Annotated in this window: 18 protein-coding genes; 7 read left to right on the top strand and 11 right to left on the bottom strand. The window is 63.6% G+C overall.

The window, feature by feature from the left end; genetic code table 11:
• Nucleotides 1-70 precede the first annotated feature (70 nt).
• From NKJ58_RS14255 to NKJ58_RS14280, 6 genes are all read right to left on the bottom strand, one after another.
• Nucleotides 71-1048 carry a small ribosomal subunit Rsm22 family protein gene (locus NKJ58_RS14255; protein WP_352518934.1) on the bottom strand — a complete coding sequence of 326 codons (978 nt, stop codon included), beginning with the start codon at nucleotides 1046-1048 and terminating at the stop codon, nucleotides 71-73.
• Between the two features lie 157 nt (nucleotides 1049-1205).
• Nucleotides 1206-2555 carry a cyclopropane fatty acid synthase gene (locus NKJ58_RS14260; protein ID WP_023672720.1) on the bottom strand — a complete coding sequence of 450 codons (1350 nt, stop codon included), beginning with the start codon at nucleotides 2553-2555 and terminating at the stop codon, nucleotides 1206-1208.
• Nucleotides 2556-2740: 185 nt separating this feature from the next.
• Nucleotides 2741-3328, bottom strand: a complete 588-nt coding sequence (gene rplI, locus NKJ58_RS14265; RefSeq protein ID WP_023672721.1) for a 50S ribosomal protein L9 — start codon at nucleotides 3326-3328, stop codon at nucleotides 2741-2743.
• Nucleotides 3329-3594: 266 nt separating this feature from the next.
• Nucleotides 3595-3843, bottom strand: coding sequence for a 30S ribosomal protein S18 (gene rpsR, locus NKJ58_RS14270; RefSeq protein WP_006203718.1), 249 nt, complete (start codon nucleotides 3841-3843; stop codon nucleotides 3595-3597).
• Complete coding sequence (gene rpsF / locus NKJ58_RS14275) at nucleotides 3843-4343, bottom strand: 30S ribosomal protein S6 (protein ID WP_023672722.1); 501 nt, start codon at nucleotides 4341-4343, stop codon at nucleotides 3843-3845. The genes rpsR and rpsF overlap by 1 nt, the downstream gene beginning before the upstream one ends.
• A 310-nt stretch (nucleotides 4344-4653) precedes the next feature.
• The gene (locus tag NKJ58_RS14280) at nucleotides 4654-6582 is read right to left on the bottom strand and encodes an LTA synthase family protein (RefSeq protein WP_023752521.1); all 1929 of its coding nucleotides are present in this window, start codon (nucleotides 6580-6582) and stop codon (nucleotides 4654-4656) included.
• Nucleotides 6583-6859: 277 nt separating this feature from the next.
• Between NKJ58_RS14280 and fabD the strand changes: the two genes are divergently transcribed.
• The 7 genes from fabD (at nucleotide 6860) to gmk (ending at nucleotide 13653) form a co-directional block, all read left to right on the top strand.
• On the top strand, nucleotides 6860-7807 hold the full coding sequence (fabD, locus tag NKJ58_RS14285; RefSeq protein WP_023752522.1) for an ACP S-malonyltransferase: 948 nt from the start codon (nucleotides 6860-6862) through the stop codon (nucleotides 7805-7807).
• Nucleotides 7808-7867: 60 nt separating this feature from the next.
• Nucleotides 7868-8605, top strand: a complete 738-nt coding sequence (gene fabG, locus NKJ58_RS14290) for a 3-oxoacyl-[acyl-carrier-protein] reductase (RefSeq protein ID WP_023752523.1) — start codon at nucleotides 7868-7870, stop codon at nucleotides 8603-8605.
• 221 nt (nucleotides 8606-8826) lie between these two features.
• Nucleotides 8827-9063: an acyl carrier protein gene (locus NKJ58_RS14295; protein ID WP_006203723.1), complete on the top strand. Its 237-nt coding sequence runs from the start codon at nucleotides 8827-8829 to the stop codon at nucleotides 9061-9063.
• A 34-nt stretch (nucleotides 9064-9097) separates the two neighbouring features.
• Nucleotides 9098-10360, top strand: coding sequence for a beta-ketoacyl-ACP synthase II (gene fabF, locus NKJ58_RS14300; protein ID WP_023685687.1), 1263 nt, complete (start codon nucleotides 9098-9100; stop codon nucleotides 10358-10360).
• Between the two features lie 202 nt (nucleotides 10361-10562).
• Nucleotides 10563-11819: an endolytic transglycosylase MltG gene (mltG, locus tag NKJ58_RS14305; RefSeq protein ID WP_352518936.1), complete on the top strand. Its 1257-nt coding sequence runs from the start codon at nucleotides 10563-10565 to the stop codon at nucleotides 11817-11819.
• Nucleotides 11820-12081: 262 nt separating this feature from the next.
• Complete coding sequence (locus NKJ58_RS14310; protein WP_023695597.1) at nucleotides 12082-12972, top strand: YicC/YloC family endoribonuclease; 891 nt, start codon at nucleotides 12082-12084, stop codon at nucleotides 12970-12972.
• 6 nt (nucleotides 12973-12978) lie between these two features.
• Entirely contained in the window at nucleotides 12979-13653 is a 675-nt protein-coding gene (gmk, locus tag NKJ58_RS14315; RefSeq protein ID WP_031193552.1) for a guanylate kinase, read from the top strand.
• 33 nt (nucleotides 13654-13686) lie between these two features.
• Here the strand turns inward: gmk and NKJ58_RS14320 are convergent, their stop codons facing one another.
• The 5 genes from NKJ58_RS14320 to NKJ58_RS14340 form a co-directional block, all read right to left on the bottom strand.
• Nucleotides 13687-13980, bottom strand: coding sequence for a type II toxin-antitoxin system RelE/ParE family toxin (locus NKJ58_RS14320; protein ID WP_352518937.1), 294 nt, complete (start codon nucleotides 13978-13980; stop codon nucleotides 13687-13689).
• Nucleotides 13977-14282: a type II toxin-antitoxin system RelB/DinJ family antitoxin gene (locus NKJ58_RS14325; protein WP_023672731.1), complete on the bottom strand. Its 306-nt coding sequence runs from the start codon at nucleotides 14280-14282 to the stop codon at nucleotides 13977-13979. Before NKJ58_RS14325 ends, NKJ58_RS14320 begins: the two co-directional genes overlap by 4 nt.
• Nucleotides 14283-14350: 68 nt before the next feature.
• Nucleotides 14351-15187, bottom strand: coding sequence for a 16S rRNA (adenine(1518)-N(6)/adenine(1519)-N(6))-dimethyltransferase RsmA (rsmA, locus tag NKJ58_RS14330; RefSeq protein WP_023705356.1), 837 nt, complete (start codon nucleotides 15185-15187; stop codon nucleotides 14351-14353).
• 38 nt (nucleotides 15188-15225) lie between these two features.
• On the bottom strand, nucleotides 15226-16254 hold the full coding sequence (gene pdxA / locus NKJ58_RS14335) for a 4-hydroxythreonine-4-phosphate dehydrogenase PdxA (protein WP_031196567.1): 1029 nt from the start codon (nucleotides 16252-16254) through the stop codon (nucleotides 15226-15228).
• A gap of 12 nt (nucleotides 16255-16266) precedes the next feature.
• Nucleotides 16267-17193 carry a peptidylprolyl isomerase gene (locus NKJ58_RS14340; RefSeq protein ID WP_023705354.1) on the bottom strand — a complete coding sequence of 309 codons (927 nt, stop codon included), beginning with the start codon at nucleotides 17191-17193 and terminating at the stop codon, nucleotides 16267-16269.
• Nucleotides 17194-17209 lie beyond the last annotated feature (16 nt).

The raw sequence follows: 17209 nt of genomic DNA on the forward strand, positions 1-17209 counted from the left end.
TTCCGGTTGACTCAGAAAGGCGCTGACTTTTATCCGAGTCGTTGGAACAGAGCAAGAACAATCTCGGTGATTATCCGCTTCTTCCGTCCAATGTATCGCCCCAGTCCAGCCGCCGCGCTGCCTTGAACAACTCGCCCTCGCGCTTGGTGAAAAGTGTCTCGCCGGCGCCGCCATCCGGCTGGCACAGTTTGAGCAGCACCTTGCCGGAGCCCGATTTCGGCGGCGCAATCACGCGCGGCTGACGTGCAGGCGCGGGTTGCCGCGAAGCCGCGACGTAGATGAATTTCTCGTCCTCCCACGGCACGTCGGCGTCCTTGGCCAGGCGATGCAGGCGCGAGCGGGCGACGCGGCGCGAAAAATGACACCAGTCGGGGGGCTCAAGCGGGCAGGGCGCCTCATGCGGACAAGGCGCCAGCACATGCGCCCCGGCCTCCAGCAATTGCCTGCGCACTGCCAGGATGCGCTGCCAGCCGGCCGGTGTGCCGGGCTCGACGATCAGCAGTGTGTCGCCGGTCAACTGCCAGAGCCGGCCGACAAGCTTCGGCAGCGATGCCGGCGCGATCTCGTCCAGCACATAGGCGCAGGTGACCAGATCGGCAGGCTTGAGATCGGCAAGGTCGATGGTCACGTCGCCGGCGCGCCAGTCCATCCTGGTGGCGATGGTATCAAGGGCGAGCGACTGGCCAACCTTGCGCACCGCGGCGCTTGCTTCAACCAGAACCGCCTCTTCGAGGTCGGGCCACAGGTCTGTAGTGGCCCAAAGCACCGTGCCAGGACCGGCGCCGACATCGAGCAAGCTCGTTGGCTGGAAATCGGGCCGCGCATAGGCGAGTTCGTCGAGACCGGCCCGTACCGCCGCGTAGGTCGCCGGCAGCCGCGTCGCCAGATAGGCTTTTACCGCCATCTCTTCGGCCATGTGCAGGCGGCCGTCGCGCAATTCGGCGCGGTAGCGGTCAGACAGCGTCTTCGCCGCCTGGCGCACCACCGCCAGCGGTATCGTTTCGAGCAGGCGCTCGACGCCTTGTCGCAGCGAGGCGGGGAGTTCCACGCTCAGGCTCCGCGTGCCGCGAGCACCGAGGCGCGGGCGAACTCGACAAGGGTGGTGGCGATGGTGGGCAGGCAGGTCATTAAAAAAGGTCTCGCGAGAACGAGACCTTTTTCAGTGTCAGAGCCGTCAATGGCAAGCGGCAATCGCAATCGAGGCGTTATTCGCGATCCGCCACCTTGCGACGGCGCGCTGGCTTGGCCGCAACGGACCTGACAGCAACGGACCTGGCAGGCACAGACCTGGCGACAGCAGGCTCGGCGGCCGCCGCCTCCTGACGATGCCCCATTTCGCGCATTTCGAGCGCCTTTTCACATTTGGCCATGTAGTCGCGCGTCATCGGCAGCGTGTCGTTCTTCTTGGCGATCTGGATCTGGAAGATCACCAGATCCTGCCAGCGGAAGGCGGCTTCCGAAGCCGCCAGATAGAACTCCCACATCCTGCAGAAGCGCTCGTCATAGATGGCCTTGGCCTTGTCCCGGTTGGCGGCAAAGCGCTGGCCCCAATGCTTCAGCGTATCGGCATAGTGCAGCCGCAGAATCTCGATGTCGGTGACTACAAGGCCCGACTTCTCGATCGCCGGCATCACCTCCGACAGCGAAGGAATGTAGCCGCCCGGAAAAATGTACTTGCGGATGAAGGCGCTGGTCGCCCACGGCACGCCGGAGCGGCCGATCGTGTGCAAGAGCATGACGCCGTCGGGCTTCAACAGCGTCGCCGACTTGTCGAAGAAGGTGCGGAAGTGGTTGACGCCGACATGCTCGAACATGCCGACCGAGACGATGCGGTCGAAGCGTTCGTTGAGTTCGCGGTAGTCCTTGAGGTCGAAATGCACGCGGTCCTGCAAGCCTTGCGCATGCGCCCGGTCGGTGGCGACGCCGTGCTGCTCGGTCGACAGCGTCACGCCTTGCACGTCGACATCGAAAGCCTTGGCGAGATAGAGGCCGAGTCCACCCCAGCCGGAGCCGATATCGAGCACGGTCTGGCCGGCCTTCAGCCTGAGCTTGGCGGCGATATGGCGTTTCTTGGCCATCTGCGCCTCGTCGAGCGTCATGTCCGGCTGTTCGAAATAGGCGCAGGAATACTGCATGTCGTCGTCGAGGAAGAGCCGGTAGAGGTCACCCGACAAATCATAGTGGCGCTGCACGTTGCGGCGCGCCCGTGATGCGGTGTTGATCTGCTGCAGGCGGCGAAAGGCGTGGCGCAGACCCTCGATGGCCTTCGACCAGGTGGCGTCGATACCGCCGCTGCCCATGTTCTGGAAGGCGATGCGCATCATACCCAGTACGCCGCCCTCGATGATGTCGAGTTCGCCGTCCATATAGGCTTCCGGCACGGCCAGCATCGGATCGAAGGTAATGGCGCGCTCGGCATGCGCGGTCTTGATGTGCATATGAACCGGCTCGCCGCTGCCGTCGCCGAAAACCACTGTCGAGCCCTTCGGCCCGGTGACTTTCAGATTGCCCGTACGCACCAGGCGGTCGAGAACGCGTTTCAACAGAATATTCATCACCAAATGTCCCCTCACGGTCAGACTGGCGGACCAATTCTGCAACAATATATAGGGGTTCGAAAAGTTCCATTTGGCACAAAAATGCCCGGGCGAGAGGCCCGGGCATTGGTCCAGAAAGGCTGGATGACGAGGAAGTGATTGGAGCGCTGCTCCCTCGCTTCCCGATCAGGCCCAGTGCGGGATCAGGCGTTGTCTTCTTCGCCGCCTTCGAACTCGGTGTTCGGGTCGAAGAAGTTCTCCGGCCGTGCGTTGTCGTTGATGTCATCGCCATAGATGGCTTCGGCGGTGGTCAGCGTCTCGCCCTTGGCCTGGCGCTCGGCTTCGTCAGCCGTGCGGGCGATGTTGAGGCTGATGGTGACCTCGACTTCCGGATGCAGCGCAATCGCCACATTGGTGACGCCGATGGTCTTGATCGGCTGGTTGAGCTGGATCTGGTTGCGGTTGACCGAGAACCCTTCGGCGGTCAGCAGGTCGGCGATGTCGCGGGTCGACACCGAACCGTAGAGCTGGCCGGTCTCGCCGGCCGAACGTACGGCGATGAAGCTCTTCCCGTCGAGCTTTTCGGCAACCTGGCTGGCTTCCGACTTGCGCTCGAGGTTGCGGGCTTCGAGCTGCGCGCGCTGTCCTTCGAACTTCTTCTTGTTGGCTTCGTTGGCGCGCAGCGCCTTGCCCTGCGGCAAGAGGAAGTTGCGGGCAAAGCCGTCCTTGACCTTGACGGTATCGCCCATCTGGCCGAGGCGGGAAACGCGTTCGAGAAGAATCACTTGCATGTCTTGTTCCTTCGTCTGGGCACCGACCGCGGGATCGGCGCCGAATTGAATGGAACAGGTCAGGAAGCTCTGAGCGCCTTGGCGCCGGTGTCGCTGTCCTGCCTGTCGCGGCAGTTAGAGGCTTTTCACCTCAACTCGGGATTTCAATGCATGTCGCCAAGAGTGGTCCCGGTTTTGGGACAACGACATGCATCATCAAATTACCCCTGCGGCGCCCGTCGCCGTGGGAGAAGGAAGCAGGCGGCGAACCGCCTGCTTCGGAGATCTTAGCGAACCACGTAGGGCAGCAGGCCGAGGAAGCGGGCGCGCTTGATCGCCTTGGCGAGTTCGCGCTGCTTCTTCTGGCTGACGGCGGTGATGCGCGACGGCACGATCTTGCCGCGCTCGGAAATGTAGCGCTGCAGAAGACGCACGTCCTTGTAGTCGATCTTGGGCGCATTGGCGCCGGAGAACGGGCAGGTCTTGCGGCGGCGATGGAACGGGCGCCGGGTCGGGATCTGATTGATGTCGACCATTATTCTGCACCTCCTTCAACGCCTTCGCGCGGACGGCGCGGACCACGATCGCCACCGGCATCGCCAAATGAGCGCGGCGGACGATCGCCACGGTCGCCGCGATCACGGTCGCCGAACGAGCGCGGACCACGATCGCCACGGTCGCGGTCGCCGAAGCCGCCGCGTTCCGAGCGCTCTTCGCGCTTCTGCATCATGGCCGACGGGCCTTCCTCATGCGCCTCGACCTTGACGGTCAGGAAACGCAGCACGTCCTCGGACAGGCCCATCTGGCGCTCCATCTCGTTGAGCGCTGCCGGCGGGCAGTTGAGGTCCATAAGCGTGTAGTAAGCCTTCCGGTTCTTGTTGACCCGGTAGGTGAGGGACTTCAGTCCCCAGTTCTCGACCCGGCCGACGGACCCGCCATTTGCGGAGATGACGCCCTTGTACTGTTCGACAAGCGCATCGACCTGCTGCTGCGAGAGGTCCTGCCGGGCAAGGAACACATGTTCGTATAGAGCCATAGTGGTTCAGTGCCTTTCTTCGTTTCTCTCCCGGATCCTCGCGGCAAAAGCCTCTGCAACTTCTCTGACCCGCTGATCCCGAAGGGGCGGGGAAGAAAGGAGCATTTCGAGACGGTCGAGAGCGGAGACACGGGAGGCGGAAGCGCTTCTGGCTTCACACGAAGGTTTTGGGTAAAACCTCCGGCCCTCCGTTCAGCCCCCAGCAAGGACCGGCAGATTGCGGGCGTCTATATAGCAATTTGGCTGGAAGGCAAGGGTAACGCATGCTCCGGACAGCGTCCTGGCGTCGCAGGGTTGGATAAAGAAGGCATCAACTCGTATGCGGGGTACGACCGTTGATCGTTTCGGGGAAGAAGTCCGGGGCCGCCTTACGCTTGCCGAACATCATGTCGTATTGCAGCAGGCGGAAATCGTTGATCGCCGGATCAACATCCTTCTGCCGCGCCCAGTCCGGCGTGGCCTCACCTGACGGTGTCAGAAGCAGATTGCGGTCGACGACGCGATAGCGTTCGCGCAGCGCGCCCAGGAAGCCGGTGTAGTAGGGGTGCGTGATCCCGGCCGTCGTAAGGATATGGTAGGGCAGGAAGGCTGGGCTCACGGCGCCCATATCCTGCGCCGGACCGGTGCGGTTAGACCAGATGACCAGCGGCGTCTGATGATGCTCCAGTGCCGCCTCGGGCGTCGGTTCCTTGCGCGGCGCGACATTGTCCTTCAGGTAACCGGTTTCGACATAGACGGGGCCGAGCGGCGGCAGATGGTCGCCGAAGAAGGCGATGACCGTCGGCCGCTCGCGCTTCTTCGCCCATTCGATCAATCGCTCGAGGCCACGGTCGGCATCGGCCGATCCCTCGGCGTAGCTGAGCAGCGATTCCCGCGCCCACGTGCTGATCGGTGCCACGACCTTGTGGGTCGGATTGTAATAGCGGTACGGCTCGTAGGGACCGTGGTTCTGCAGGCTGACGGCGAAGAAGAACACCGGCCGCTCGCTGGCGTCGGCCTCTGCGATGATCTCGTCGGTCATCGACGCATCGGAAGCCAGCGGCCCGCGCTTTTCCAGTGGCGGCAGCGTCTCTTCCGAGCGGAAATCGTTGAAACCGAAATCGGCATAGACGGCGCCCCTGTTCCAGAACCAGTTGGTGCCCGGATGGATGGCGCGCGCCCGGTAGCCCTCGCTTTTCAGGAAGGTCGCCAGCGACGGCGTCGGCGTGCGCACATATTGCTGGTAGGGGATCGAGCCCGCCGGCAGGAAGGCATTGGAAAAGCCGGTCAGCGCCTCGAATTCGATGTTGGCGGTCATGCCGCCGAATTCCGGCGAGAACATATAGCCGGAACGCAGCGCCCGCACATTGGGGATCGGGTCAGGCGTGATTGTGACGCCGGGCAGCTTGGTCGGATCCCAGAAAGATTCGCTCATCACCACGATGATGTCGGGTTTCTCATCCGGTACCGAGGCCGCCACATCAGGCCTGTCGATCGCGTCGATCGCCTTGTCGGAATAGCCCGCCGGCGCCGAGACATGCGCCATCGGCACGTTTAGCGCGAAGGCCAGCGCAAACCCGTTGGAGGCGTAGTTCTCCTTCTGGTCCCACATAATCGGGATGATCTGCAGCCGGTCGCGGGTCCACGAGAAGGTGGCGTAGTCCATGATCGAGACGAAGAAGGCGAGCAGCGGCACTGCCAGCGTCAGCCGCGCCAGCCGCCCTTTGCGGCTGAGGATCGGAACCTTGCGGCGCCACAACCGCCAGCCATAGATCAGCAGCGACAGGCCGGCGACGATGCCGACCGCCATGGCGAGCGCCGTCCAAGGCCGTTCGCGCACCAGGAGCGGCATCAGTGCCATGATCTGGCGCGAATAAAGAAAATCGGTTGGGTAGAGCGGATCGCCGAGATAATGCGACTTCTGATGCCCGACAAAGGCCAGCGCCAGCGTCAGCGGCGCCACGATCATCAGACTCTGGTGACTGCGGCCAAGCACGGCGTCCAGTCCCATCAGCACCAATGCAAAGACAATGATGGTGGTCCAGCCCGGCTTGAATGGCTGCAGGAAGAAGTCGACCGTGCCGAAGAAGTCGCCGCGCACGATCCATTCGATGGCGAACACCAGGATGGCGGAGGCAAGCAGCGTGACCAGACCGTAGCGGATGACCGGCCATCTGCGCCCCGGCAGGTAGCCGGTGGACGGATCGTCTTCCAAGAACTGTGGCGCGGGTACGGCCGCGCCCTTCCTGATCCTAGCCACGTCTCTTCCCCCGGCCCAAGCAACGCGTATTTCCACTCGCGCCACCGTTCTGTCATAGAACTGTCATGCAAAAGCTAGCGCCTGTGGCGAAAATAAGAAGAGCCAGCAAACGATTCGTGAGCGGTTTTCATCAGGTGTGATCGGCAAAAAGCCTTTGGGAACAGGGACTCGAGGTCAGCTCCGGTTCAAGCGAGAGCCGAAATGCCGCCTCCGGGCTTGACTTGACGGTCCGCCTTGCGTCACAGGCAGGAAAAATCAGCCGCTGGAGAGCGCCCAAATGGCCGTCGCATTCACCTTTCCGGGACAGGGCAGTCAGGCTGTCGGCATGGGCAAGGACCTCGCCGACGCCTTCCCCGAGGCACGCAGGGTGTTCGAGGAAGTCGATGATGCGTTGGGCGAAAAGCTGTCGAAACTGATCTGGGAAGGCCCGGAAGAGGCGCTGACCCTGACTGCCAATGCCCAGCCGGCGCTGATGGCGGTCTCGCTGGCGGGAATCCGCTCGCTGGAAGCGCGCGGCTTTTCGCTGAAGGACAAGGTTGCCTACGTTGCCGGTCATTCGCTCGGCGAATATTCCGCCCTTGCCGCGGCCGGTTTCGTTTCGGTCGCCGATGCTGCCCGGCTGCTGCGCATCCGCGGCAACGCCATGCAGGCGGCGGTGCCGGCCGGCGAGGGCGCCATGGCGGCGATCATCGGACTGGAACAGCCCGACGTCGAAGCCGCTTGCACCGAGGCCGCAACGGGATCCGGCAAGGTCTGCCAGATCGCCAACGACAATGGCGGCGGCCAGCTGGTGATCTCCGGCGCCAGGGCGGCGGTGGAACTCGCCGCGAAACTGTGCACCGAAAAGGGCGCCAAGCGGGCGCTGATGCTGCAGGTCTCCGCACCCTTCCATTCGGCGCTGATGGCGCCGGCGGCCGATGTCATGCGCGAGGCGCTGGCCGGCGTGACCAAGAATGCACCGGTCGTGCCCGTCGTCTCCAACGTCACTGTAGCCCCGACCAGCGACCCCGACGAGATCGCGCGCCGCCTGGTCGAGCAGATCACCGGCCGCGTGCGCTGGCGCGAAACGGTGGAGTGGTTCGGCGCCAATGGCGTCGCCACGCTGTTTGAGATCGGCGCCGGCAAGGTGCTTTCCGGCCTGGCGCGGCGGATCAACCGCGACATCGCCACATCGGCCGTCGGCACGCCGGCCGAAGTCGAGGCGGCGCTGGCCGCGCTTGCATAATCCACTGGCGATTCAACCCCTCCCGTGGGAAGGGTGTTCTCTTAAGATCAGGAGACGAAAATGTTCGAACTGACCGGCCGCAAGGCGCTCGTCACCGGCGCATCGGGCGGCATTGGCGAGGCGATTGCCCGGGTGCTGCATGCGCAAGGCGCCATTGTCGGCCTGCACGGCACCCGCATCGAGAAACTGGAGACCCTGGCCGGCGAACTCGGCGACCGGGTAAAGCTGTTCCCGGCCAATCTTGCCGACCGTGACGTGGTCAAGGCGCTTGGCCAGAAGGCCGAAGCCGAACTCGAAGGCGTCGACATACTGGTCAACAATGCCGGCATCACCAAGGACGGCCTGTTCGTACGCATGGCGGATGCGGATTGGGACAGCGTGCTGGAGGTGAACCTCACCGCCGTGTTCCGGCTGACCCGCGAGCTGACCCATCCGATGATGCGCCGCCGCCATGGCCGCATCATCAACATCACCTCGGTGGTCGGCGTCACCGGCAATCCTGGCCAGACCAATTATTGCGCCTCCAAGGCCGGCATGATCGGCTTTTCCAAGTCGCTGGCGCAGGAGATCGCCACCCGCAACATCACCGTCAACTGCGTCGCCCCGGGCTTTATCGAATCGGCCATGACCGACAAGCTCAACGACAAGCAGAAAGACGCGATAATGGCCGCGATCCCGACGCGCCGCATGGGCACGAGTGTTGAAGTGGCGTCGGCCGTCGCCTATCTCGCCTCCAACGAGGCAGCCTACGTCACCGGCCAGACCATCCATGTCAACGGTGGCATGGCCATGATCTGACAGGATATTGCCGGGTGATAAGAAGACATGGCCGGCTTGTGAAAAGAGACCATTTCGCCTTGGACCTCGGCCATTTTTCGTGTAATGCGGCCCGCAACCCGGCGGTTCGGGCAAAAACCGGTCCGGCATCGTTGCGTTTCCGGCAGGACCATCTTTCAGCTTGATTAGCGGCATTCTGCCCGCTAACGAAGACAGACAAACAAAAGACGAGGATGCCCCAAATGAGTGACACCGCAGAGCGCGTCAAGAAGATCGTCATCGAACATCTTGGCGTCGATGCCGACAAGGTGACGGAGCAGGCGAGCTTCATCGATGATCTGGGCGCGGACAGCCTCGACACGGTCGAACTCGTCATGGCGTTCGAAGAAGAGTTCGGCGTCGAGATTCCGGACGATGCGGCCGAGACCATCCTGACCGTCGGCGATGCCGTGAAGTACATCGACAAGGCTTCGGCCTGACACTATCCGCAGTCATCACCGGGGAGGACCTGCGATGAGGCGAGTCGTCGTCACGGGCCTTGGCCTGGTTTCGCCGTTCGGCATGGGCTTCGAGCACAGCTGGAAGGAACTTCTGACCGGCCGCAGCGCCGCCAAGCGCGTCACCGAGTTCGAAGTGGAAGATCTTGCCTGCAAGATCGCCCACGTCATTCCGCGCGGTGACGGCACCAACGGCACGCTCAATCCCGAAGCCGTGCTCGAGCCCAAGGAACTGCGCAAGATCGGCGACTTCATCCTTTACGGGATTGCGGCCGCCGACGAAGCGCTGAAGGATTCCGGCTGGGAGCCCAGCACCGAAGCCGAGCGCTGCGCCACCGGCGTCATGATCGGCTCCGGCATTGGCGGCCTCGAGGGCATCGCCGAGAACGCTATCATCCTGAAAGAGCGCGGACCGCGCCGTATCAGTCCATTCTTCATTCCCGGCAACATTATCAACCTGGTATCTGGCCAGGTATCGATCCGGCATGGGCTGAAAGGCCCCAACCACGCCGTCGTCACCGCCTGCTCGACCGGCGCGCACGCCATTGGCGATGCCGCCCGGCTGATCATCTTCGGCGATGCCGACGTGATGCTGGCCGGCGGCGCGGAATCGCCGGTGACCAGACTATCGCTTGCCGGCTTCGCTGCTTGCCGGGCACTGTCCACCGACCGCAACGACACGCCTGAGAAGGCCTCGCGTCCCTATGACCGCGACCGTGACGGCTTCGTCATGGGCGAGGGCGCCGGGGTCGTCGTGCTGGAAGAACTCGAACACGCCAAGGCGCGCGGCGCCAAGATCTATGCCGAGGTCACCGGCTACGGCCTGACCGGCGATGCCTATCACATCACTGCACCGGCCGAAGACGGCGACGGCGCCTTCCGCTGCATGACGGCGGCGCTGAACCGGGCCAAGCTGACGCCCGCCGACGTCGACTACATCAACGCGCACGGCACCTCGACCATGGCCGACACGATCGAACTCGGCGCCGTCGAGCGGCTGGTCGGCAACGCCGCCTCGAAAATCTCGATGTCATCGACCAAGTCGTCGATCGGCCATCTCCTGGGTGCCGCGGGCGCCGCCGAGGCGATCTTTTCGATCCTCGCTATCAGAGACAACATCGCGCCAGCCACCATCAATCTTGACAACCCGGAACGGGAAACCGCGATCGATCTTGTTCCGAACACGCCACGGCATCGCCAGGTCGACGTGGCGCTGTCCAACTCCTTCGGCTTCGGCGGCACCAACGCTTCGCTGGTATTCCAGCGTTATACAGGCTGATTGCGGTATCGACCGGCGCGCCAGCGGTCTGTCGTCAATTTTGCCATATTCAAGCCTACTCTGCCGCTGGGGATTCGTCGCATCGGCCTGAAACCGAAGGCGCTTTTTTTAAAAGCACGATGCGTAGGCTTGAAATGTTAGGGCACGCTGTGCGTCCAATCGGGCGCATGGTCGCTCTAAGAGATCAGATGGTAGGGCGCTAATGAACACCAATCCGGGCGGCAGCGGACAATTCGGACAAAACCAGCAGACCGGCCCGATCGTGCCGAAGACCGCGGCCGAGGCTTTGCGCCCGGAAGCCGGCACACCACCACCAAAGCGCTCGCGCGCCTCGCGCAGCCAAGTCGTCGTGTTCATGAACTTCGTCATCTCCGCGGTGATGTTGATGATCCTCGCCGCCGGCGTTTCGCTCTATTTCGGCAAGCAGGCATTCAACGAACCGGGCCCGTCGGTGGCCGGCGACACCTTCCTGGTCAAGCCGAGCACCGGCGTCCAGGATATTGCCGACCAGCTCGAACGGCGTGGGCTGATCAGCGATGCCCGCATCTTCCGCATCGCCGTGCGGGTCTATGGCAATGATTCAGCGCTGAAGGCAGGCGAATACGAGATAAAGCCGCGCGCCTCCATGCGCGACATCATGGAGCTTCTGAAGAGCGGCAAGGCGGTGATGTATTCGCTGACCATTCCCGAGGGCCTGACGGTCGAGCAGGCGCTGCAGCGCATCGCCGAGCAGGATGCGCTGACCGGCGACATGCCGGCCGCCAAGCCGGCTGAGGGCAGCCTCGCCACCGACACGCTGCGCTTTACCCGCGGCGCCACGCGCCAACAGATGGTCGACAAGCTGCTCGCCGACCAGAAGAAGCTGGTCGACGAGGTCTGGCAGCGGCGCGCGCCCGACCTGCCTCTGGCCAATGTCGACGACTTCGTCACCTTGGCCTCCATTGTCGAAAAGGAAACCGGCCGGGGCGACGAGCGCTCGCGCGTTGCCGCCGTCTTCCTCAACCGTCTGGCCAAGGGCATGCGGCTGCAATCCGATCCGACCATCATCTACGGCCTGTTCGGCGGCAAGGGCAAACCCGCCGACCGGCCGATTTATCAGTCTGACATCCAGAAACAGACGCCTTACAACACCTATCTGATCAACGGCCTGCCGCCGACGCCGATCGCCAATCCCGGCCGCGCCGCGCTCGAAGCCGTCGCCAACCCGTCGAAGACCGATGATCTCTATTTCGTCGCCGACGGCACCGGCGGCCACGTCTTTGCCACCACGCTTGCCGAGCACAATGAGAACGTTGCCCGCTACCGGGCACTGCAGAAGAAGCAGGCTGAAGACGCCGCCAAGGGCGCCAAGACTCCGGGCCAGACCGATGCACCGGCGGATGGCAACGACAACGGTGACGCAAGTGGCGATGCCGCCGGTGACAGCGGTGATGCCGGCGATAGGGGTGCCGCCCAATAGCAGGCCGGCGCTTTCAGACGGATCGACCTTAAGCGATGCGGACAGAGGCGGACGCGCTGCTGCTTTGAACGAGTAGCGGGGTTCGAAGCGTTTTCGGTCTTGCTCGGGTGCCTCTGCTTCTCGATTTCAGCCCTGCGAGATCGAAACGACAGCGGAAATCAACATCTTGCTGGTGTTGCGATTCTGACATTCGCGCCGCCCGTGATATCGAACGCATGCGCGATTTGTAGAATCGGACCATCAGGGAGACACGAGCCGCATCATGAATTTGCAGAGCATGACCGGATTTGCACGCACTGTTGCCGAACATGACGGCGCCTCGATCGCCTGGGAGGTCAAGTCGGTCAACGGCAAGAGCGTCGAGGTCAGGTTGCGGTTGCCGCAAGGTTTCGAGCGGCTCGAACCGACTGTGCGGCAGACGCTGCAGAAGCGCTTTTCGCGTGGCAATTTCCAAGCGACGCTGACCGTCGGCCGCGCCGCCGGCCAGCAGGCGCAGCCGGTGGTCAACGAAGCCTTCCTCAGGGATCTGGCGGGCTTAGCCAAGCGGCTGCAGGACCAGTTCGGTGTTGGTCCGGCAACTGCCGACGGTCTGCTTTCTCTGCGCGGCGTGCTCGATATCCCTGAAACCAGCGAAACCGAGGAGGTGCGGGCAGCACTCGACGCGTCAATCCTGTCGGCGCTGGAAACGGCGCTTACAGGTCTCGAGCAGGCACGCCAGAGCGAGGGCGAAGCGCTGCGTTCGCTGCTTTCCGGCCATATCGACGCCATTGAGGCGCTGACGCTTCAAGCCGAGGCCGACCCGTCGCGCGAACCGGCGGCGATCCGCGAGCGGATCGCCGAACAGGTGCGGCTGCTGATGGATGCGTCGGCCAATCTCGATGCCGGCCGGCTGCACATGGAAGCGGCGTTCCTGGCCACCAAGGCCGATATCCGTGAAGAGATCGATCGGCTGAAGACGCATGTGGCGTCGGGCAGAGCGCTGCTGGCAAATGGCGGCGCCATCGGCCGCAAGCTCGATTTTCTGGCGCAGGAATTCAACCGCGAATCGAATACGCTGTGTTCCAAGTCAAACGCCGCCACTGTCACCGCCATCGGGCTGGAACTCAAGGCGGTGGTCGACCAGTTTCGCGAACAGGTCCAGAATCTGGAGTAAACCCGAATGGGTGCCAAGGAGCCGATGGTTGCCAGGGATCTCGGATCCCGCATTCGCCGCCGCGGGCTGATGCTGGTCCTGTCGTCGCCGTCGGGCGCCGGCAAGTCGACGATCGCGCGCAACCTGCTGGAAAGCGACGGCAGCCTGGAATTATCGGTCTCGGTCACCACCAGGCCACGCCGCGGCTCGGAGATCGAGGGCGTCCACTATCACTTCCGCACCACGCGCGAGTTCGAGCGGCTGCGCGATTCCGACGCGTTGCTCGAATGGGCCGAGGTGCACGGCAATTGCTACGCGACGCCGCGCGAGCCGGCCGAACTGGCGCTGGCGCAGGGCCGTGACATGCTCTTCGACATCGACTGGCAAGGCGCCCAGCAGCTCAAGGAGAAGATGCGCGCCGACATCGTCTCGATCTTCATCCTGCCGCCGTCGATGAAGGAATTGAAGTCGCGCCTCAAGCGCCGCGCCGAGGACCAGGAGCACGTGATCGAGACCAGGCTGAAGAACGCCCGCAACGAGATCGAGCACTGGAAGGAATATGACTTTGTCATCGTCAACGACGATCTCGACCGCGCCTTCGCCGAAGTGCGTGGCATCGTGACGGCGGAAAGGCTGCGGCGCGACCGCCGGCCCGGGCTGTTCGATTTCGTCTCGGGGTTGCTGGACGAGAAGACGGAATAGCTCGTCCACCGCTGGCAATCTAAATTAGCCGCATCAGCTGCCTGGCAGATCGTCCGGCCAACGCTGCGCTCCGTGAAGCACGCGCAGGATTCGAATCGTGCTGTTGGTCAGCTGATAGGCCGCGACATATGGCGTGCCGACGATGACGCTCTCTCGTGTCCCTGCAAGCCTGCCGATCCGGCCGCTTTGGGGAAGGTCCCGAAGACGGTTGATTGCGGCGACGATCCGCTCATCGGTGGCGATCGCGGCCGCAGGATTGTCGGCCTCGATATGCGCGAAGATGCCGTCGCGATCTGAAAGCGCGAATGGCGACCAGACGATCTTCAAGATTTAGGTTCACCCGAACGCCGCGCCGCAGCGCGTCTCTCGGCAAAATGCGCCTCGACTTGATCATCAGGAATGTCTTGTCGGGTGTCGTCGAGCGCTTCGCGAACCTTGGCGCGAAACCATAAATCATACGCCTCGTTGTTTGTGACGAGATCGATGGGCAGCGCACCCTCGTTGGCGGTTCGGGTGAGCAATATCCGCACCGCATCCGAGACCGTCAGCCCCATGCTTTCGAGCACCGCCGAAGCTCGATCCCGGATGTCGGCGTCGATACGCGTCTGGACCAGTGCATTTGCTGGCATGGCAATCTCCTTCGACGTCAATGTAATGCATTTGAATGACGATTGCTAGGCGGCGCTAGCGCCGCCGGTCAAACCGCGTTTGTCAGCCGCACGAATTCCTCGACGCTGAGCGTCTCCGCACGCCGGGTCGGATCGATGCCGGCGCGCGTCAGCAGTGCCTCGCCACCCAGGCTCTTCACGCTCTGCCGCAGCATTTTCCGGCGCTGGCCGAAAGCGGCTTCGGTGACGCGACCGAGTTTTTTCACGTCGGTTGACAAAGGGCTGGCGCGCGGCACCAGATGCACCACCGAGGACGTTACCTTGGGTGGCGGCGTGAACGCTTGCGGCGGCACGTCGAAGGCGATCCTCGCCTCGGTCCGCCAGCCCGCCAGCACGCCGAGCCGGCCATAAGCATCGCTGCCGGCACCGGCGACAATGCGCTCGGCCACCTCGCGCTGGAACATCAGCGTCATCGATTGATAGAAGGGTGGCCAGTCCGCCACGGTCAGCCAACGGATCAACAGCTCGGTGCCGATATTGTAGGGCAGGTTGGCGGCAATCCTCACCGGGCCGTCTTGTGACGCGGTCTTGGCAAGAGCGGCAAAATCCGTCTTCAGCGCATCGCCGCTGATCACCTCGAGCCGGCCCGGATAGTGGTTGGAGACCTCGGCCAAGGCCGCAAGGCAGCGTTCGTCGCGCTCGATGGCGACGACGCGGCCGGCACCGGCAGCGAGCAGCGCCCTGGTCAGCCCGCCGGGGCCGGGGCCGACCTCGATCACCGTGCTGTCGCTGAGGTCGCCGGCGACCCGCGCGATCTTGCCGGTCAAATTGAGGTCGAGCAGGAAATTCTGGCCAAGCGCCTTCTTTGCCTGCAGTCCATGGCGCTCGATCACCTCGCGCAGCGGCGGCAGCCCGTCAATGCTCATGAATTTTGGGCTCATGATTTGGGCTCATGATTTTTGGCTCATGCAGCTGCGGGCTTTGCGCCGGTATCGGCCAGCCGGCGGGCCAGCTTCAGCGCCGCGATCAGGCTGTCGGGACGTGCGATGCCCTTGCCGGCGATGTCGAAGGCTGTGCCGTGATCGGGCGAGGTGCGGATGAACGGCAGGCCAAGCGTGACGTTGACGGCCTCGTCGAAGGCCAGCGCCTTGGCCGGGATCAACGCCTGGTCATGGTACATGCAGACCGCCACGTCGTAGCCGGCGCGGGCGCGCGCATGAAACATCGTATCGGCCGGCAGCGGCCCGAAGGCATCGATGCCTTGCGCCCGCAACATGTCGACCGCAGGACGAATGATGCGCTCGTCCTCTGTCCCCATGGCGCCGCTTTCGCCGGCATGCGGATTGAGGCCGGCAAGCGCGAGCCTCGGCCTGGCGATGCCGAAACGGCGTGCAAGATCGCCGGCGGTGATGCGCGCGATGGCAACGATCAGCTCCGTCGTCAGCGTCTTCGGCACCTCGGCCAGCGCGATGTGGATGGTGACAGGAACGGTGCGCAATTCGGGGCCGGCGATCAGCATCACCGGCGTCACCGTGCCGCCGGTGTGGAGCGAGGCCAGATGCGCCAGATATTCGGTGTGACCGGGAAAGCCGAAGCCGGCATCGTAAAGCGGCTTCTTCGCGATCGGACAGGTGACGACCGCGGCCGCGTGACCGGCAAGGCAGTCGGCGACGGCGCGATCGATGGCCTCGATGATGCCGGCGGCATTGGCCGGGTCGGGCCGGCCGGGATCGTCGGTGAAGTGGGCCGCCAGCGGCACCACGGGCAAGGCGTGTTGAAAGACACCAGCTGCTTGGGCCGGCACCGTCTCGGCGATTGCCACCGCCGCGCCGAGCCGGCGCGCCCGCGCGGCAATCAGCGCCGGATCGGCGAGAAGATAGAAGGGCGCGGCACCGGAACCGCGGGCGCTCTGCCACGCGGCAATGGCGATTTCCGGACCGACGCCGGATGGATCGCCGACGCTCAGCGCCAGCGGAAGCTCTGTCTCACGCACGGCTGGGCCGGTTCAGCGCGTAACGATCTTGGCTTTCGCCTTCAGCTCTTCGACATATTTGGCCGAGAGCTCGTCGGCGTTCTTGTCGCTGCCTTCGCTCTGGAACACCATCTGGGCCGCCTTGTCGTCGGAAACCTCGCGCGACGAGCAGATGCCGATGAATTCAATGCCGCGATCGGTCTCGCGCACGGCCGTGGCGCCGCCCAGCTTGGTGGCCTTGATCTGCTCGGCCCAGTCCGGCGGCAGTTGTGGCGCCAGCAATCGGGGGAGGTCGCGAACGGTGACGTCGATCAGGCCCTTGGCGAATTCACGCGTGGTGTTGCAGCCATTGAAGCGGGCTCGCATGGCTTCGGCCTCGCGCTTGCGTTTGGCGAGTGTGGCACTGCGCTCGGCCTTCGGCACCACGAAGATCACCTGCTGCAGCATGTACTCGGTGGCGCTTGGCTTGGCGCCGCCTTTTTCGAGCATGCGCTTGACCAGATCCTGTTCGCTCACCTCCCCGCCGCCGCCGCCGTAGCGTGCACTCAGCGCCTGGTTCCACGCCATCTGGGAGCGGATGAATTCCTTGAAATGCTCCTTGGTCACGCCGGACTGCGCCATGACACCGTCGAGCTGCTTGAGCTGCATCTTGTTGCTCGAGGCAAAGCGCTGATAGGCAGCCTCTACCTGGGCGTCGGAGATGCGGATGCCGAGACGCCTGGCCTCCGCCATACGCAGCGTCTGGTCGATCATTTCCTGACCCGCGTCACCCTTCTTGCGCTGCAGTTTCAGGAAGGCAGCCCGGTGCGCGATGTCGCCGGTGGTGATCGGCATGTTGTTGACGACATACTTGATTTCACTGGCGAAGGCCGGCGGTACCATCGTGGTGACAGAGACCGAGGTCGCCGCGAACAGGAGCGCGAATCCTGCCGAAAACAGGTATTTCCTCATCGAAAGCATCCCATTCTAGCCCGGT

Source organism: Mesorhizobium sp. M0139, from assembly GCF_040322455.1.
In the GTDB taxonomy this organism is placed as follows: domain Bacteria; phylum Pseudomonadota; class Alphaproteobacteria; order Rhizobiales; family Rhizobiaceae; genus Mesorhizobium.

What these genes read in the sequence shown, in the direction of transcription:
- NKJ58_RS14260 (WP_023672720.1), bottom strand. Translation starts at nt 2,555, where the DNA reads ATGAATATTCTGTTGAAACGCGTTCTCGACCGCCTGGTGCGTACGGGC.
- rplI (WP_023672721.1), bottom strand. Translation starts at nt 3,328, where the DNA reads ATGCAAGTGATTCTTCTCGAACGCGTTTCCCGCCTCGGCCAGATGGGC.
- rpsR (WP_006203718.1), bottom strand. Translation starts at nt 3,843, where the DNA reads ATGGTCGACATCAATCAGATCCCGACCCGGCGCCCGTTCCATCGCCGC.
- rpsF (WP_023672722.1), bottom strand. Translation starts at nt 4,343, where the DNA reads ATGGCTCTATACGAACATGTGTTCCTTGCCCGGCAGGACCTCTCGCAG.
- fabD (WP_023752522.1), top strand. Translation starts at nt 6,860, where the DNA reads ATGGCCGTCGCATTCACCTTTCCGGGACAGGGCAGTCAGGCTGTCGGC.
- fabG (WP_023752523.1), top strand. Translation starts at nt 7,868, where the DNA reads ATGTTCGAACTGACCGGCCGCAAGGCGCTCGTCACCGGCGCATCGGGC.
- NKJ58_RS14295 (WP_006203723.1), top strand. Translation starts at nt 8,827, where the DNA reads ATGAGTGACACCGCAGAGCGCGTCAAGAAGATCGTCATCGAACATCTT.
- fabF (WP_023685687.1), top strand. Translation starts at nt 9,098, where the DNA reads ATGAGGCGAGTCGTCGTCACGGGCCTTGGCCTGGTTTCGCCGTTCGGC.
- mltG (WP_352518936.1), top strand. Translation starts at nt 10,563, where the DNA reads ATGAACACCAATCCGGGCGGCAGCGGACAATTCGGACAAAACCAGCAG.
- NKJ58_RS14310 (WP_023695597.1), top strand. Translation starts at nt 12,082, where the DNA reads ATGAATTTGCAGAGCATGACCGGATTTGCACGCACTGTTGCCGAACAT.
- gmk (WP_031193552.1), top strand. Translation starts at nt 12,979, where the DNA reads ATGGGTGCCAAGGAGCCGATGGTTGCCAGGGATCTCGGATCCCGCATT.
- NKJ58_RS14325 (WP_023672731.1), bottom strand. Translation starts at nt 14,282, where the DNA reads ATGCCAGCAAATGCACTGGTCCAGACGCGTATCGACGCCGACATCCGG.
- rsmA (WP_023705356.1), bottom strand. Translation starts at nt 15,187, where the DNA reads ATGAGCATTGACGGGCTGCCGCCGCTGCGCGAGGTGATCGAGCGCCAT.
- NKJ58_RS14340 (WP_023705354.1), bottom strand. Translation starts at nt 17,193, where the DNA reads ATGCTTTCGATGAGGAAATACCTGTTTTCGGCAGGATTCGCGCTCCTG.